Genomic DNA, 15,617 nt, shown 5'->3' on the forward strand with positions numbered 1-15,617 from the left:
TAAGGAGCTCGCCATGTTCGAAATTCTATTTGTTATCGGCTTTTTCATCATGCTCATGGTGACCGGCATTTCCTTATTGGGAATATTTGCGGCTTTGCTGGTTGCCGCGGCTTTTATGATGGTCGGCGGGTTATTTGTCATGATGATTAAGTTGTTGCCATGGTTGGTTCTAGCGATCGTTGTTGTTTGGTTATGGCGTTCGATGCAGAAACCGACAGTCAGGCGTTATTGATTATTTTGCTTTCTTGCGTGAGCGATCACAGCCTGAAAGTTTAGTGATACAAATTGTCGTGAAAGCGTATTTTTTCTCTGGCGTGCTTGCTAGGATGCTACCCGATACGATTCGGTATCACATTTTCATCTCTGCTAGAGGCAAGAAATAGCCGTATAAACGGCACTGTTACCAAAACAGATCGGCTTCTGACAGAATACTCTGCTGTACCCCTACATATGCATCAAAGAAAGCAAGGGCTCCTAATCAGGAGCCCTTTATTTTTTATGGCGAGATTAACTCAATGCGGCTCAGAAAATTAAGGAATAAGCAGGCTAGACCCTGTTGTCTGGCGGCTTTCTAATATTTCATGAGCACGATGAGCATCCCGCAGCGGGAATTGCTGGTTTTTAGCCACATCAACATTAATGGCTCCGCTCGCGATAAGTGAGAACAGTTCATGACTGGCGGTTTCCAGCTCTTGTCGATTGGTCACATAAGCATTGAGTGATGGGCGGGTCAAATACAGCGCACCTTTCTGATTCAGCGTAGCGAGGTCAACACCGGTCACTGGACCCGAGGCATTCCCGAAGCTGACCATTAACCCCCTGCGTTTGAGGCTGTTGAGTGAGTCCTGCCACGTACTTTTCCCAACCGAATCATAGACAACGCCCACCTTCTCACCATGAGTCAGTTCGGCTACCCGCTCAGCGATATTCTCCGTGCGATAGTTAATGGTGGCCCAAGCGCCAGCCGCTTTGGCTAACTCTGCTTTTTCATCCGACCCCACGCTACCAATCAGTTTTGCACCGAGTGCTTTTGCCCATTGGCAGGCAATTAACCCAACCCCCCCTGCGGCTGCGTGGAACAAGAACACCTCACCGGGTTTGATTTCATGGGTTTGGCGCAATAAGTATTGAACTGTCAGCCCCTTAAGGAAGGACGCAGCTGCCTGTTCGAAAGAAATCTGCTCGGGAAGCAACGCTATTTTTTCTGCGCTAACATTATGCACTTCGCTATAAGCGCCAAGCGCTGATTGAGCATAAACAACGCGATCACCCACTTTAAGGGCTTTCACCGATGAACCTACTTTCACCACGACGCCAGCCGCCTCCGTTCCCAAGGCGCTAGGTAAGTGAGGAGGCGGATAAAGCCCGCTGCGAATATAGGTATCAATATAGTTAATGCCGATTGCTTTGTTTTCAACCTGCACTTCACCGGCTGCGGGATCTGCCGGTGAAAAATCAAGGTATTGCAATACTTCTGGCCCACCAGTGGTGTTAAATTGAATACGCTTTGCCATATTAGCTCCTCGACGTAGATGTATTTTCACCCTACAGGGTTCTGCGAAGGTAGCCAAGATCTTGCGTGTGCAGATTCGTGATTGATTTATCGGTTACCTGCAACTCCAATTACTTTGGGTATATACTAGGCCGCTATAATTTCTATTCGTCATTTTTCTATTCGCAACAAAGGTAAAGAACACTCTTCATGGCCGCAAAAAAACCAACCAACAATACGACAGAGCCACGAGACCGCCAGATGGAAGGGCTGAAGCTCCCGCCGCATTCGCTGGAGGCAGAGCAGTCCGTGTTGGGCGGTTTGATGCTGGATAACGAACGTTGGGACAACGTGTCAGAACGTGTTGCCAGTAATGACTTTTTCAGCCGTCCGCATCGCCGAATCTTTACCGAAATGCAGCGCTTACTGGAAAACAGCAAGCCAATCGACCTGATCACGCTGTCTGAATCATTGGAACAAAAAGGTGATTTAGACTCGGTAGGGGGCTTTGCCTATCTAGCGGAGTTATCCAAAAACACACCAAGTGCGGCGAATATCGGTGCCTATGCGGATATCGTGCGAGAACGTGCCGTGGTGCGTGAAATGATCTCTGTGGCGAATGAAATTGCTGACGCGGGTTACGATCCCCAAGGGCGTAGCAGTGAAGATTTGCTGGATTTGGCAGAGTCGAAAGTTTTCCAAATTGCAGAGAGCCGAGCCAATAAGGATGAAGGTCCAAAAAGCGTCGATCAGATTCTAGAAGCGACGGTGGCACGTATCGAGCAGCTCTATCAGCGGCCCCATGATGGTGTCACCGGTGTATCGACTGGCTTTTCTGATTTAGATAAAAAGACGGCGGGTTTGCAGAAATCGGATTTGATCATTGTGGCGGCTCGTCCATCGATGGGGAAAACGACGTTTGCGATGAACTTGTGCGAAAATGCCGCGATGATGCAGGAAAAACCGGTATTAATCTTCAGTTTGGAGATGCCCGGCGATCAGATCATGATGCGTATGTTAGCGTCACTGTCACATGTCGATCAGACCCGAATTCGTACCGGCCAACTCGATGATGAAGATTGGGCGCGTATCTCCAGTACCATGGGGATATTGATGGAAAAGCGCAATATGTACATCGATGACTCTTCTGGCCTAACGCCGACGGAAGTGCGCTCTCGTGCGCGGCGTATTTTCCGTGAACACGGTGGCTTGAGCCTGATCATGATCGACTATCTGCAATTGATGCGGGTACCATCGCTTTCCGATAACCGCACCTTGGAAATTGCGGAAATCTCACGCTCTCTCAAGGCGCTCGCGAAAGAGCTACAAGTTCCTGTGGTTGCGCTGTCGCAGCTTAACCGTAGCTTGGAGCAACGCGCCGATAAACGCCCAGTCAACTCCGACTTACGTGAATCTGGCTCAATTGAGCAGGACGCCGACTTAATCATGTTTATTTACCGTGATGAGGTTTATCACGAGAACAGTGATGAGAAAGGGATCGCCCAAATTATTTTGGGTAAACAGCGTAACGGTCCGATCGGTTCTGTTCGATTGAAATTTAATGGTCAGTGGTCACGTTTCGATAACTACGCAGGTCCACAATACGACGACGAATAGTCATCCCCTCTCTTTCGTGAATCCGCAGGGGTTAACTGCGTCCACTTGCTGTGAGCCAACAACACTAATTTCTTTACATATATAATTGATAATTAAGGATAAGAAATGAAAGCGGCAACTGCAGTGATTGACCGCCGCGCTCTGCGACATAACTTGCAACAGGTGCGGCGTATGGCGCCGCAAAGCCGCCTGATTGCCGTTGTGAAAGCAAACGCTTATGGCCACGGGTTATTAGAAATTGCGCATACGTTGCAGGATGCCGATTGCTATGGTGTAGCGCGCATTAGCGAAGCGCTGATGCTGCGTTCTGGTGGCATTGTCAAACCTATCCTACTGCTGGAAGGTTTTTTTGCCGCAGAAGACCTACCCATTCTGGTGGCGAATCGCATTGAAACAGCGGTGCACAGTATTGAGCAGTTGGAAGCGCTGGAAGCCGCGAGCCTACCTGCCCCCATCAATGTTTGGATGAAACTGGATACTGGCATGCATCGTTTGGGCGTTCGTCCTGAACACGCAAATGCTTTTTATCAGCGTTTAAGCGCCTGTCGTAATGTGGTCCAGCCGGTCAATATCATGAGCCACTTTAGTCGCGCGGATGAGCCAGAAGTCGATACCACCCGCCAACAACTCCGCTGTTTTGATGCCTTTGTCGCCGATAAGCCCGGTAAACAGTCGATTGCCGCCTCTGGCGGTATTTTGCTGTGGCCAGAAGCGCATCGTGATTGGGTTCGCCCTGGGATTATTCTCTACGGTGTTTCGCCGTTGGATCAACCCCATGCCAGCCATTTTGGCTTGCAGCCTGCGATGGCATTGAAATCCAGTTTGATTGCGGTACGTGAACATAAAGCCGGTGAACCTGTGGGTTATGGTGGCACTTGGGTCAGTGAACGAGATACGCGGCTAGGTGTGGTGGCGATTGGTTATGGTGACGGCTATCCTCGTAGCGCACCATCGGGTACACCGATGTGGATCAATGGGCGTGAGGTTGGCATTGCTGGCCGAGTGTCGATGGACATGATTTCAGTCGATCTTGGGCCGGATGCGAACGACAAAGTCGGGGATGAAGTGTTGCTCTGGGGAGTAGAATTGCCCGTTGAGAAAATTGCCGCTTGTACCGGTATCAGTGCCTATGAATTGATCACTAAGCTGACCTCCCGCGTAACGATGGAATATTTAGGGGAATAAGGTAAGCTGCATAAATATATGCGGTATAGGCTAAATCGTTGGCAGGCGGCAACGCGAATGATTTAGCGTATTGACGACGATTATCGATAAAGGAGTGCAGCACCGTGTTCCAACATGTTGACGCCTACGCAGGTGACCCAATCCTTTCACTGATGGAAAGTTTTAAAGCTGACGGCCGAGCAGATAAGGTCAATTTGAGCATTGGGCTTTATTACAACGAATTGGGTGAAATCCCGCAAATGCAGGCGGTAGACATCGCTGAAGCACAATTGAACGCTCAGCCCCATGGAACGCCGGTCTATTTGCCGATGGAGGGTTTGCAATCTTACCGTACTGCGATTCAGCAGTTACTGTTTGGTCGCGAACATCCGATACTGAATCAACAACGGGTTGCGACGATCCAAACGGTGGGCGGTTCTGGTGCTTTAAAAGTCGGCGCTGACTTCCTTCATACTTATTTCCCTGATTCACAAGTCTGGGTGAGCGACCCTACTTGGGAAAACCATGTCGCGATTTTCGGTGGCGCAGGTTTCAAGGTGAATACCTACCCTTATTTTGATGACGAAAAGCTGGGCGTCAAATTCGATCAAATGTTGGCCGCATTGCAGCAATTATCCGCCAGAAGTATTGTTTTGCTGCATCCTTGCTGTCATAACCCCACAGGCTCTGATCTGACGAATGCACAATGGGATCAGGTGATTGAAGTGGCTAAAGCGCGGGATCTGATCCCATTCCTGGATATTGCTTATCAGGGATTTGGTGCTGGGTTGAATGAAGATGCTTATGCCATTCGCGAGATGGCGGCGGCGGGATTGCCGTGTTTAATCAGTAACTCCTTCTCTAAAATCTTCTCTCTCTATAACGAGCGGGTGGGTGGCCTGTCTGTGGTGTGTGAAAGCGCAGACGTGGCAGGGCGCATATTGGGGCAGTTGAAAGCGACGGTGCGCCGTAATTACTCCAGCCCACCAAACTTTGGCGCGCAGGTTGTTGCCAAAGTACTGAATGACAACGCGTTACGCGCCCAATGGGAAGCGGAAGTCGAACAGATGCGTTTGCGGATTATTGAAATGCGCAGCACACTGGTACAAGCCTTGAAAGCATCGCTGCCAAATCGCAATTTCGACTATTTGCTGCAACAGCGCGGTATGTTCAGCTATACCGGTTTTAGCGCAGCGCAGGTTGATCGCTTGCGGGAAGAGTTTGGTGTGTATCTGATTGCCAGTGGCAGGATGTGCATGGCTGGCGTTAACCACGGTAATGTTCAGCGGGTTGCTGCGGCTTTTGCTGCCGTACAGTAACTGAGTGATCGAGGCGCAGATACTGCGCCTTTTTCCTATCTATCTCTCCCGTCTTTTTTCTTCCACCTTTCCGCGACTTACCCTCATCTCTTGTCTATTTTACCGCGAGTTCATGGCTGTAAATCGATTAAAGAATATACTCATTAGTGTTGGCTAACTTATGCCAAATGATCATTCATCGCTCACATTAAACCTTCCGCAATAGGTGCAAGCTATCACTTCAGCATGTTGCTGCATCAATGGAATGAGTCATTGAAAGCGTATGGAATGAATCGCTTATGAGGCCTTTTCGCCAGTCGGTATAGGCCCATTACAGGAGATAACCCAATGAATAATTCCGCACTATTGGAGTACTGCATGTCTAAGCCCGGCGCTGAGCAGAGCGATCATGAGGCATGGCAGGTCAATCAAATTAAAGTTGCAGATGTGATGTTTGCCATGATGGGGGAAACCAAGGGCCGCCCGTCAATTTCATTGAAAACCAGCCCAGAACTGGCGGAGAGCTTACGGGAGAAACATCCGGATATCGTGCCGAGTGAACACTTGAATAAAGCGCACTGGAACACGGTGTTTCTGGATGGGGAATTGCCGAATTCGCAGTTTTATTCGTTAGTCGATTGCTCTTATCAGTTGGTATTGCAGGGACTACCGGAACAGAGACGCCAAGCGTTGGCGGTTTGAGTTTAGCCCTCCGCCCTTATTGTGATGTCATCGGTGCTATGCCATGAAGACTATATGGGGTTGTTGCCTAGCGCGCCGTCAGCGTCGCGTGGAACTAATGGGGCGCGAGGAATAAACCGTATGACGAGCAAAAAACACCAGAGGCAATGAATTGCCCCTGAGTGCTTTTTTGCGTTTTACTTCGGTTGCAGCATCGGCTTGAGGAAACGAGCCGTATGGGATGCGGCGCATTGTGCGACGGTTTCTGGCGTGCCTGAGACTAAAATCTCGCCGCCGCCACTGCCACCTTCTGGCCCTAAATCGACAATCCAGTCTGCTGTCTTAATCACATCCAGATTATGCTCAATGACCACAATGGTATTGCCCTGATCCCGTAACTGATGCAGCACCGCCAGTAGTTGCTGGATATCAGCAAAATGCAGGCCAGTCGTCGGTTCATCCAGAATATATAAGGTCTGGCCGGTGCCGCGTTTTGATAGCTCACGGGACAGTTTAACTCGTTGGGCTTCCCCACCAGACAAGGTGGTCGCCGATTGCCCCAGACAAATATACGACAGGCCAACATCCATCAACGTTTGCAGCTTACGCGCCAGTGCTGGCACGGCGTCAAAGAAATCACGCGCCTCTTCGATAGTCATCGCCAAGACTTCGTGGATGCTCTTGCCTTTGTACTTCACTTCCAGCGTTTCACGGTTATAACGCTTCCCTTTACACTGGTCACAAGGCACATAGATATCAGGCAGGAAGTGCATTTCGACTTTAATCACCCCATCACCCTGACAAGCCTCGCAGCGACCCCCTTTGACGTTAAAGCTGAAACGGCCCGGTGTGTAACCGCGGGCGCGTGATTCAGGTACACCGGCGAATAATTCCCGGATAGGCGTAAAGATACCGGTATAGGTCGCTGGGTTTGAACGCGGTGTACGACCAATGGGGCTTTGGTCGATATCGATAACTTTATCGAAATGCTCCAACCCTTGAATTTCGCGGTAAGGCGCGGGCTCATTGTTGGTCGCGCCATTTAATCGGCTCTGTGCGATGGGGTAGAGTGTATCGTTGATCAACGTCGACTTGCCGGAACCAGAAACACCGGTAATGCAGCTAAATAGCCCCACCGGCAGGGTGAGGGTGACATCTTTCAGGTTATTGCCGCTCGCCCCAATCAGTTTTAATACTTTACTGGGATCGCCGGCTACGCGTTTAGCTGGGATCTCGATTTCCCGCTTGCCACTCAGGAACTGGCCGGTCAATGAGTTTGGCGCAGCCATAATGTCATCAACGGTGCCTTCTGCCACCACTTCACCCCCGTGTACACCGGCTCCAGGGCCGATATCAATCACATGGTCTGCGGCGCGGATCGCATCTTCATCATGCTCTACCACAATGACGGTATTACCCAGATTACGCAGGTGAATCAGTGTTTCCAGCAAACGTTCGTTATCACGTTGGTGCAAGCCAATGGATGGCTCATCCAGCACATACATGACGCCAACTAAACCTGCGCCAATCTGGCTCGCTAATCGTATACGCTGTGCTTCACCCCCTGACAGGGTTTCGGCCGAGCGTGACAATGACAGATAATTTAGCCCGACGTTCACCAAGAATTTGAGGCGGTCACCGATTTCTTTCAGGATTTTCTCGGCAATCTGCGCTCGTTGGCCACTCAGTTTCATATCTTGGAAGAAAGTCAGTGCATGACCGATGCTCAGTTCGGAAATCTCGGGCAACGTGGTGTTTTGTACGAAGACGTAACGTGCTTCTCTGCGCAGACGTGTACCGCTGCAAGAAGCACAGGAACGATTGCTGATGAATTTTGCCAACTCTTCACGCACCGCACTGGATTCCGTCTCTTTATAACGGCGTTCCATGTTGTGCAGCACCCCTTCAAAAGGATGACGGCGGACGGTGGTATCACCCCGATCGTTTATGTATTTGAACTCAATGGTATCTTTGCCCGAGCCATACAGTACCGCTTTTTGAATGGTGGTACTTAACGAGTTAAAGGGCGCTTCGATATCAAATTTATAATGATCCGCCAGTGAGCGTAGCATCTGGAAATAATAGAAGTTACGGCGATCCCAGCCGCGAATCGCGCCACCGGCTAGTGATAACTCAGGATTTTGCAGCACGCGATCAGGGTCGAAGAATTGTTGTACGCCGAGACCATCACAAGTCGGGCAGGCACCTGCGGGGTTGTTGAAGGAGAACAGGCGCGGTTCCAACTCGCTCATGCTATAGCCGCAAATTGGGCAGGCAAAGTTGGCGGAGAATAATAATTCTTCGGCCTGAGGATCGTCCATATCGGTGACGACAGCCGTGCCGCCAGATAATTCGAGTGCGGTTTCAAATGATTCAGCAAGGCGCTGCGCCATATCTTCACGCACTTTAAAGCGGTCGATAACCACTTCAATGGTGTGTTTCTTTTGCAGCTCTAACTTGGGTGGATCTGATAGGTCGCAAACCTCTCCGTCGATTCGTGCTCGGATATAGCCCTGCATCGCCAGATTTTCCAGCATTTTGGTATGTTCGCCTTTGCGATCTTGTACCACGGGCGCGAGTAGCATCAGGCGGCGGCCTTCAGGCTGACTTAAAACATTATCGACCATCTGACTGACGGTCTGTGCCGCCAACGGGACATCGTGATCAGGGCAACGTGGTTCACCGACTCGGGCAAACAACAAACGCAGGTAGTCATGAATTTCAGTGATGGTCCCCACGGTGGAGCGCGGGTTATGGGAGGTTGATTTTTGCTCAATGGAAATGGCCGGTGACAGACCTTCAATATGGTCGACATCTGGTTTTTCCATCAGCGATAGAAATTGGCGCGCATAGGCAGAGAGAGACTCAACATAACGGCGTTGCCCCTCGGCATACAGGGTATCAAAAGCCAACGAGGACTTGCCTGAACCCGATAGGCCGGTGACAACAATCAGTTTGTCGCGCGGGATGATCAGGTTGATATTCTTAAGATTATGGGTGCGAGCGCCCCGAACTTCGATATTATCCATTCAAACACTTCCCGGATGTAGACTGAGCCTCTCACCGTGCCATTTTCGCGTTTACTCCCACGAGCTTTGTAACCGCAGGGTATTGACATCGTGCCTGTAACAACAATGAGTTAGGCGTGAGGGAGTTGCCCATTTGCCGTAAAAATCACTGTGTTAAGTTGCCAGCAGGCACATGTTTGCAACGCCGAAAAAAGGGCACAGCCAGTACGAAACGGATAATTATGACACAAAAAAACCTGAATGGATATCCAGTATCCGAGTGCAATTAAGACAGATAACCCGATAAATCTGTAATGCATTACGCAGTTATGATCAGTTGTGCCGTTTGGTGGTTCGCGTGTTAAACTGACTCGTTTATACTGTACAAAATTTACTTCATCAGGAGAGTTCACATGGCCAGCAGAGGCGTAAACAAAGTGATTTTGGTCGGGAATTTGGGCCAAGACCCGGAAGTCCGCTACATGCCTAACGGCGGGGCTGTTGCCAATATCACCCTGGCCACTTCCGAAAGCTGGCGTGATAAAGCAACCGGCGAGCAAAAAGAGAAAACGGAATGGCACCGTGTGGTGTTGTTCGGCAAGCTGGCTGAAGTCGCGGGTGAATATCTGCGTAAAGGTTCTCAGGTATATATCGAAGGCGCATTGCAAACCCGCAAATGGCAGGACCAAAGTGGCCAAGAGCGTTACACCACTGAAGTCGTGGTTAACGTTGGTGGGACTATGCAAATGTTGGGTGGCCGTCAAGGCGGTGGCGCACCAGCAGGTGGTTCACAGCAAGACGGCGGCGCGCAAGGCGGTTGGGGTCAGCCTCAGCAGCCACAAGGTGGTAATCAGTTCAGCGGTGGTCAAACTTCACGCCCTGCTCAGTCTGCCCCAGCAGCTCAGCCACAAGGCGGCAACGAGCCGCCAATGGATTTTGACGACGATATTCCGTTCTAACAATTTTTGTGAGATTTTATCGCTAAGCCCCGAATACGGGGCTTTTTGTTTTCTATTTAGTGGGTAATTAGGTGTGTGTGACCTGTCATAGTGGCAGACCAAAACCTGTTCTGATTCGGTTGTTTACATCATCTATTGAGCCGCGGACACCCAGTAATTTAAGGTCCATTTTTTCGCCACGCAGTTGTGTGAGAAAGCGCTCCATATCAACACGAATGCTATCGGGAATGGTCACTGCCTCTTCCGTCAATTGGCCGGATAACCGAATAACATCATTTCGATGCTTATTTACAACCCTAGAATCTATAGGTTCTCCTGCTGCCTTGCGGGCAGATAGGTCTAGCCATGCATTCATTTTAAAGGGAATTAATCGATCTGCTCCGATATAGGAGAGAGATTCTGTACGCTGAAGGCCTTCCTTGAGAAAGAAATAATAGTCGTCATCAAGAATAATGGCTGAGAGACAAGAAATATCTTCATCGGTTGGAATGGACGTGATTTGAGCATCTTCCGGTTGTTCCATCCCCGCGGGAGAACGAGAGAAAAGTTCAATTTGAGCGGGGAAGCTGACATCTCTTGGCTTTTGAAACCGGTAGAAAATGGGTTTATCTCCCCCTGTTTGTCGAATCTCGTAGTTGCCTAACTGTATGAAAGCCCAAAATTGTTGCACGAATGCGGGGCTGAGAACTTCTAGGATGAGCACGATATCGAGGTCTTTGGTCGCTCGGAATTTTTCACCTGCCTCATCCATCGTAATCCAAGATGCAACACCTCCGATAAGTACATACTGATCCTGGTGGTTTTTGAAATGCTCACCAAATAGTTTTAATCCTCGAATTTCATCCATGGGTAATCCTCCTTGAGTTCACTGAGTGCTAACTGAACACGTTCGTCCTTATCATCTTTTAGGGTCAAATATAATGATATCTCGTCGACGATATGTCTCGTGACTTTGGGGCTTCTATAACTCCAGATTTCCACCGTCGCCTTAGCCCAGTCGATATGTGTCATTTCATCAAATATTCCGCTATTCACTAGCGAGCTGAAAACCTTTTGGGTCATTGCAAATACGGGTTTAGGGCTGGGAGCAAGCATAGTGTACTCGCCTAATGCAGTGTCCCCAGCATAATAAATGCCATCACCTAAAGGCGGAATTTTGTTAATCCAGACTGTTTTTTTGACAGGGCTGCGCATCAGTTGCAGCGCTATTTCGAAGGTCTTTGAACGCGAATATTTGAGCGCGTAATGTCTAGTCGAAAAACTTTTATCAGACGTTAAAATAAGAAGCTTGGACTTCCTCAGTTCAGATATTGCTTTGGATAGCGTCACTCGACTGTACTTGTATGAACCCATCAACTTCTCTGCGGTATAGAGAACGTCGGGTCTAGAGGCTGACTCATCAAATAGTAGTTGGATTAGCATGGCTTGAGTCGCCGGGGAAAAATAGCACTCCTCGTGAATATTATTCTTCCTGATTCTGAAAGCTTCGCGCAAATCCATTGCTAATTCTGGGATAAAAAACTGCTTTCTAACGGCAATGAAATTTATATGGTGGTTAATTAGACTTCGGCGTTCGACGGAGGAGATACCATTACTAACGTAAACGACAACCAAATCAGTGGTCTTTTCAATAGCAGACAGACGTTTTCTCAACGTGACTATGCCTGGATAGTCGTCATCATTCTGTAAGGCAGCCAGCAGCGTGATGGGGGAATCACCCGGAATATCGATTTCTAATTTATAAAAACGAAAGACTTCCTGCACGCTGAACGGAACATTGAGTTTTACCTTTGTTAGCTTAGTGCGAAAACCCAATATGGATTCAATATACTCGCCTAGTTCAGATGTCTTGACTGTCATTATTCATTCCGCGTAAAGCGATTTTTTGTAGTGTAAAGTATGCATGTTTTCTTGTCAAAAAATGACTTTACGTTATGACAGTCAGCCCTTGCCATAACGTGGTTAACGGCGTGAAAGGAAACGTCTAAATGTTTAGTCATTGCTTCGACAAATGCCTCAATGCACTACTCTCATCGGGCGAATAAGTAGCTAAGTTGATGTTAGGAAAAAGTAAAAAATCTAAAGTGCGGTACCGAGTTGCCGATAGAAGGAACTTAACCCGTTATCAGGGGTAGTGGTTGGCTAAGGCGCGCCGCGCAATACGTTTGCGGCGGATGACAAAATGCGTAAGGGAATAGACATGTCTGTAGCAAAAATCATATTTATCACATCAGTTTTGGGTGCGTCGATGGGCAGTAGTGTTGCTGCAACGACGCTAACCGCTAGCCTTATTGAGTGTAATCCACAGTTTTTCCAAGTGCTTTATCAGCATCGTGCTGAGTTGAAAAAAGTTGTCCGTGTGGAAGATGATAAAAAGGCAAATGCATGGGTGCCAGTGAAGGATAAAGACGGCAGGATTGCTTATTTTACTCAGACCATGCGCGATGGTGCTTTCACGCTATCTGGCTATTACGAGCAGAGTAATGACCTCGGTGAATTAGGGAAATACTACTTCTGGGGTCTACTGATCAACGAACCCGTTGAGAAAGTGATCGCCTTAACACCAGAACTTAAGTGGCAAAAGAACAGTGACACCTATATCACGCATGCACAGATAAAGATCAACCCGTCCCAACCTTGGCAGCCTAATCCTTCTGCTGTCGATGGTATTGCTCCTGCTAAAGATAGCGCTGAAAAAATCGTCATGCTCGACAGCAAAAAGGGTAAATCTTTACTGAGTTGCTCCATTCAGGGCAACATTAGCAGGGCGCTGCTTCTCCAAGAGCGACCAGATATCGCTGCAGGGAATGAATAATGAAACCTCACCGGCGCAATTTTACCTAATCAATCATGATAAGCCGCCGGTGGCTATCTATCCGCTCGCTTAAGGCTCTAAAGATAAAATCCTTTGTATCGCGTTCAGTGCACTGATTTTTTTTAAATCTTTTCGCCAAGAGAGATAAATATTAATACTGAATTTCTCTTCGTAGTAAGGCGTCATACGCTTATAGGTAATGCCTGCTCTGCTCACCATACACATTGAATATGGGATAAAGGCCATCCCGCGCCCTAATGCAATTTCAGACAACATTCGTAGTGGATCACCTGGCTCTGGTTTTCGGGTCAGATGAAAAGGTAAAGTATTAAAAATCTTCTCACATTTATCAAAATAGTCATTGTTAGCTAGACGATTAAACCAATATAACGGAAGGTCGCTAACATCTTTTAAATCAATAAATTCTTTTTGGCTCGCGGGATGACTCGTTGGTATGGTGATCAGATTTATTTCTTTATGGATAAATTTAAATTCCAACAATTCATTTTGATAAGGCTTTTCTGCGACAATTGAAAAATCTAAATGGCCGTTAAGCATCTCCATCAAGAGTTGTTTAGAAGTATAGGTGTCTTTATAGATTTTATTCGTAATAGAAAGTTCATCAAGTGTATCTTGAATCTTAGGCATTAAATTAAAATCTAACGTTTTAGTGGTTCCTGCAAGAAAACCTTGTTCATCAGTACTGTGCTTTTTAATTTCCACCAAACTATCAACCATCGTATTCAAAAGATGCCGACTTTGTAACTCAAATAACTTACCTGCCTCGGTTAGAGATACTTGATGTGTATCGCGAAGGAAAAGAGTGGTGCCAAGATTCTCTTCAAGATGACGAATTTGAATTGATAACGGCGGTTGTGAAACGCCTAATCGTTCAGCCGCCCGCCTAAAACTCATATCTTCACATACCGCAAGAAAGAACTGCAATTGTTTGATAGTAGGTAGCCTTTTACTAAATATCTTCATCACTCTCTCCAACATCCATGTTTATGCTTAAGCGATAGAGCTGCAACGAACACCTTGATTTTCATACCCGCTGATATCTTTATCCTATCACAAAATAAATACTTCGAAACATCGTTTTAAAAACGTAAGCTCTTTTCATCGAAATAATGATTAACCTTCAACTGATTGAAAAGGAAATAAACAATGTCTTCTAACTATCTAATGATCTCTCGCTACCCATTAAAGAAAGGAATGGAGTCTAAACTCGCAATATTGCTGCAACCTTCTGAAATGAAAAACTATTATCTTTCTACACAAGGTGAAGATAAAGAATTGCTGGAATTCAACAGCTATACAGAACTCAGTGCAATTCAGAATGATGAGAATAATCTCGACTGCATTCTTGATAGCCTTAAAACAATACTATCTGGTGATGTCAAACGTGAGTTAGTTAAGTTTGTTGAAAGTCCTATTGCATCAGAAAAACCTATTCCGGATTCTGAATATGTACAGTTACGGCATGTCGAAGTCGTTCCAGAGTTCCACTCACAATATCGTAATTGGCGGGAAGAAACTATTTTCAATGTTGTTCGCAGTAATAAAGACAAAATTGAATCCTTTGAAGCATATCATTCACTATTTAGTACTCAACCTGGTGTTATGTTCGTTTCGTCTTTTTCGGTATCACCTAATGAATATATTAAATCATTCACTGATGAAAACTATCAGAGGATTATTCAACAAGCGGGTGATAAGTATATCACGGGCGGCAATGACGGTTTGTATACAAAAATATATCAGAAAATTTCATTTCATTAATGACAAGTGAGAGAGATGAATATGTTAACAAAGCAAAGTACAGATCTCTTGGTGGTTGGTGATAAATTTCATGACTTCGCCTTGGGTAATGATATTGTTACATTAAGTCAGCTAGACTTAATGACAAAAATACCATCTAAAGTATTAGCTAGAAATAATTCATTGGTCGTCGGGCAAGGTGTTAGAAAAGACACTGTAAATAATATATTAAAAAACTATCATGAATATAACCAACAAGTAAGTAATGTTGATTTGCAAATCTTGCTAGAAGATCAACATTCGCAAGGAATTAACAATTACACCCATAAGAAAGAAGAACATAATATTCTGATCGGAAAAACGACGAAAGTTGAAGAAAACATTTATACACTGCCGCTAATCATTGATGAACGGTGTGAGCTGATGGGCGATCACCAATCAGGTAAACACTTACAGGGTATGCTATTAGTTGAGGCATTTAGACAAACATTTATTGCTGTTACTGAAGAGTTTTACCCGTTCCTTGGGGATATAAAAAAATACTTTGTCATCAATTCACTAAATACTCAGTTTCATAATTTCATTTTTCCAATTGCAGCCAATATTGTATATAAAGTTAATGATATTGATATTAATGAGCGGAGAGAAAAAGTAAGTTCAAGAATTGAAGCATGGCAGAATGATATATTATGTGCTTCTATGGAAGCAAATTTCACAGTTTATCCACTTGATATAATTAGTGAGAAAGAGAGTGAACTTGCAGAGAAGGCGATCAGTGATCATTTTATTAAAATAAATTCAAATAAAATAGTCTCAGAGTAA

Annotated in this window: 14 protein-coding genes; 9 read left to right on the forward strand and 5 right to left on the reverse strand. The window is 46.6% G+C overall.

Annotation, left to right across the window (positions count from 1 at the left end):
* Positions 1–13: 13 nt before the first annotated feature.
* A complete protein-coding gene (gene pspG, locus BN68_RS16735; protein ID WP_042806916.1) occupies positions 14–232 on the forward strand; it encodes an envelope stress response protein PspG in 219 nt (72 codons plus the stop codon).
* A gap of 298 nt (positions 233–530) precedes the next feature.
* On the opposite strand, the gene BN68_RS16740 is transcribed toward pspG, so the two are convergent.
* Positions 531–1,514, reverse strand: coding sequence for a quinone oxidoreductase (locus BN68_RS16740; protein ID WP_019212321.1), 984 nt, complete (start codon positions 1,512–1,514; stop codon positions 531–533).
* Positions 1,515–1,702: 188 nt separating this feature from the next.
* Between BN68_RS16740 and dnaB the strand changes: the two genes are divergently transcribed.
* The 4 genes from dnaB (at position 1,703) to BN68_RS16760 (ending at position 6,273) form a co-directional block, all read left to right on the forward strand.
* On the forward strand, positions 1,703–3,109 hold the full coding sequence (gene dnaB / locus BN68_RS16745) for a replicative DNA helicase (RefSeq protein WP_019212322.1): 1,407 nt from the start codon (positions 1,703–1,705) through the stop codon (positions 3,107–3,109).
* A gap of 105 nt (positions 3,110–3,214) precedes the next feature.
* Positions 3,215–4,294: an alanine racemase gene (gene alr / locus BN68_RS16750; protein WP_019212323.1), complete on the forward strand. Its 1,080-nt coding sequence runs from the start codon at positions 3,215–3,217 to the stop codon at positions 4,292–4,294.
* 104 nt (positions 4,295–4,398) lie between these two features.
* The gene (locus tag BN68_RS16755; RefSeq protein WP_019212324.1) at positions 4,399–5,592 is read left to right on the forward strand and encodes an amino acid aminotransferase; all 1,194 of its coding nucleotides are present in this window, start codon (positions 4,399–4,401) and stop codon (positions 5,590–5,592) included.
* A 327-nt stretch (positions 5,593–5,919) separates the two neighbouring features.
* Positions 5,920–6,273 carry an MmcQ/YjbR family DNA-binding protein gene (locus tag BN68_RS16760; protein WP_019212325.1) on the forward strand — a complete coding sequence of 118 codons (354 nt, stop codon included), beginning with the start codon at positions 5,920–5,922 and terminating at the stop codon, positions 6,271–6,273.
* A gap of 176 nt (positions 6,274–6,449) precedes the next feature.
* Here BN68_RS16760 and uvrA read toward each other — a convergent pair whose 3' ends face one another.
* Complete coding sequence (gene uvrA / locus BN68_RS16765; RefSeq protein ID WP_019212326.1) at positions 6,450–9,281, reverse strand: excinuclease ABC subunit UvrA; 2,832 nt, start codon at positions 9,279–9,281, stop codon at positions 6,450–6,452.
* Positions 9,282–9,673: 392 nt separating this feature from the next.
* On the opposite strand from uvrA, the gene ssb1 reads away from it, so the two are divergent.
* A complete protein-coding gene (ssb1, locus tag BN68_RS16770; protein WP_019212327.1) occupies positions 9,674–10,219 on the forward strand; it encodes a single-stranded DNA-binding protein SSB1 in 546 nt (181 codons plus the stop codon).
* A gap of 85 nt (positions 10,220–10,304) precedes the next feature.
* On the opposite strand, the gene BN68_RS16775 is transcribed toward ssb1, so the two are convergent.
* Together BN68_RS16775 and BN68_RS16780 are read right to left on the reverse strand one after the other, a co-directional pair.
* Positions 10,305–11,066 (reverse strand): hypothetical protein, encoded by a 762-nt coding sequence (locus BN68_RS16775; RefSeq protein WP_019212328.1) that lies wholly within the window; start codon positions 11,064–11,066, stop codon positions 10,305–10,307.
* The gene (locus BN68_RS16780) at positions 11,045–12,079 is read right to left on the reverse strand and encodes a hypothetical protein (RefSeq protein ID WP_019212329.1); all 1,035 of its coding nucleotides are present in this window, start codon (positions 12,077–12,079) and stop codon (positions 11,045–11,047) included. Before BN68_RS16780 ends, BN68_RS16775 begins: the two co-directional genes overlap by 22 nt.
* Before the next feature lie 340 nt (positions 12,080–12,419).
* Between BN68_RS16780 and BN68_RS16785 the strand changes: the two genes are divergently transcribed.
* Entirely contained in the window at positions 12,420–13,034 is a 615-nt protein-coding gene (locus BN68_RS16785) for a hypothetical protein (protein WP_019212330.1), read from the forward strand.
* A gap of 69 nt (positions 13,035–13,103) precedes the next feature.
* Here BN68_RS16785 and BN68_RS16790 read toward each other — a convergent pair whose 3' ends face one another.
* Positions 13,104–14,018: a LysR family transcriptional regulator gene (locus BN68_RS16790; protein ID WP_019212331.1), complete on the reverse strand. Its 915-nt coding sequence runs from the start codon at positions 14,016–14,018 to the stop codon at positions 13,104–13,106.
* A gap of 183 nt (positions 14,019–14,201) precedes the next feature.
* On the opposite strand from BN68_RS16790, the gene BN68_RS16795 reads away from it, so the two are divergent.
* Together BN68_RS16795 and BN68_RS16800 are read left to right on the forward strand one after the other, a co-directional pair.
* Positions 14,202–14,816: a hypothetical protein gene (locus BN68_RS16795; protein WP_019212332.1), complete on the forward strand. Its 615-nt coding sequence runs from the start codon at positions 14,202–14,204 to the stop codon at positions 14,814–14,816.
* Between the two features lie 21 nt (positions 14,817–14,837).
* Positions 14,838–15,617: an AfsA-related hotdog domain-containing protein gene (locus tag BN68_RS16800; protein WP_186375638.1), complete on the forward strand. Its 780-nt coding sequence runs from the start codon at positions 14,838–14,840 to the stop codon at positions 15,615–15,617.

It is taken from the genome of Yersinia massiliensis CCUG 53443 (genome assembly GCF_000312485.1).
Classification (GTDB): domain Bacteria; phylum Pseudomonadota; class Gammaproteobacteria; order Enterobacterales; family Enterobacteriaceae; genus Yersinia; species Yersinia massiliensis.

Excerpts from the sequence above, each read along its gene's own strand:
- BN68_RS16800 (WP_186375638.1), top strand. The coding sequence starts at position 14,838 with ATGTTAACAAAGCAAAGTACAGATCTCTTGGTGGTTGGTGATAAATTT.
- BN68_RS16790 (WP_019212331.1), bottom strand. The coding sequence starts at position 14,018 with ATGAAGATATTTAGTAAAAGGCTACCTACTATCAAACAATTGCAGTTC.
- BN68_RS16760 (WP_019212325.1), top strand. The coding sequence starts at position 5,920 with ATGAATAATTCCGCACTATTGGAGTACTGCATGTCTAAGCCCGGCGCT.
- pspG (WP_042806916.1), top strand. The coding sequence starts at position 14 with ATGTTCGAAATTCTATTTGTTATCGGCTTTTTCATCATGCTCATGGTG.
- BN68_RS16780 (WP_019212329.1), bottom strand. The coding sequence starts at position 12,079 with ATGACAGTCAAGACATCTGAACTAGGCGAGTATATTGAATCCATATTG.
- BN68_RS16795 (WP_019212332.1), top strand. The coding sequence starts at position 14,202 with ATGTCTTCTAACTATCTAATGATCTCTCGCTACCCATTAAAGAAAGGA.
- BN68_RS16740 (WP_019212321.1), bottom strand. The coding sequence starts at position 1,514 with ATGGCAAAGCGTATTCAATTTAACACCACTGGTGGGCCAGAAGTATTG.
- uvrA (WP_019212326.1), bottom strand. The coding sequence starts at position 9,281 with ATGGATAATATCGAAGTTCGGGGCGCTCGCACCCATAATCTTAAGAAT.
- ssb1 (WP_019212327.1), top strand. The coding sequence starts at position 9,674 with ATGGCCAGCAGAGGCGTAAACAAAGTGATTTTGGTCGGGAATTTGGGC.
- BN68_RS16785 (WP_019212330.1), top strand. The coding sequence starts at position 12,420 with ATGTCTGTAGCAAAAATCATATTTATCACATCAGTTTTGGGTGCGTCG.
- dnaB (WP_019212322.1), top strand. The coding sequence starts at position 1,703 with ATGGCCGCAAAAAAACCAACCAACAATACGACAGAGCCACGAGACCGC.
- alr (WP_019212323.1), top strand. The coding sequence starts at position 3,215 with ATGAAAGCGGCAACTGCAGTGATTGACCGCCGCGCTCTGCGACATAAC.
- BN68_RS16775 (WP_019212328.1), bottom strand. The coding sequence starts at position 11,066 with ATGGATGAAATTCGAGGATTAAAACTATTTGGTGAGCATTTCAAAAAC.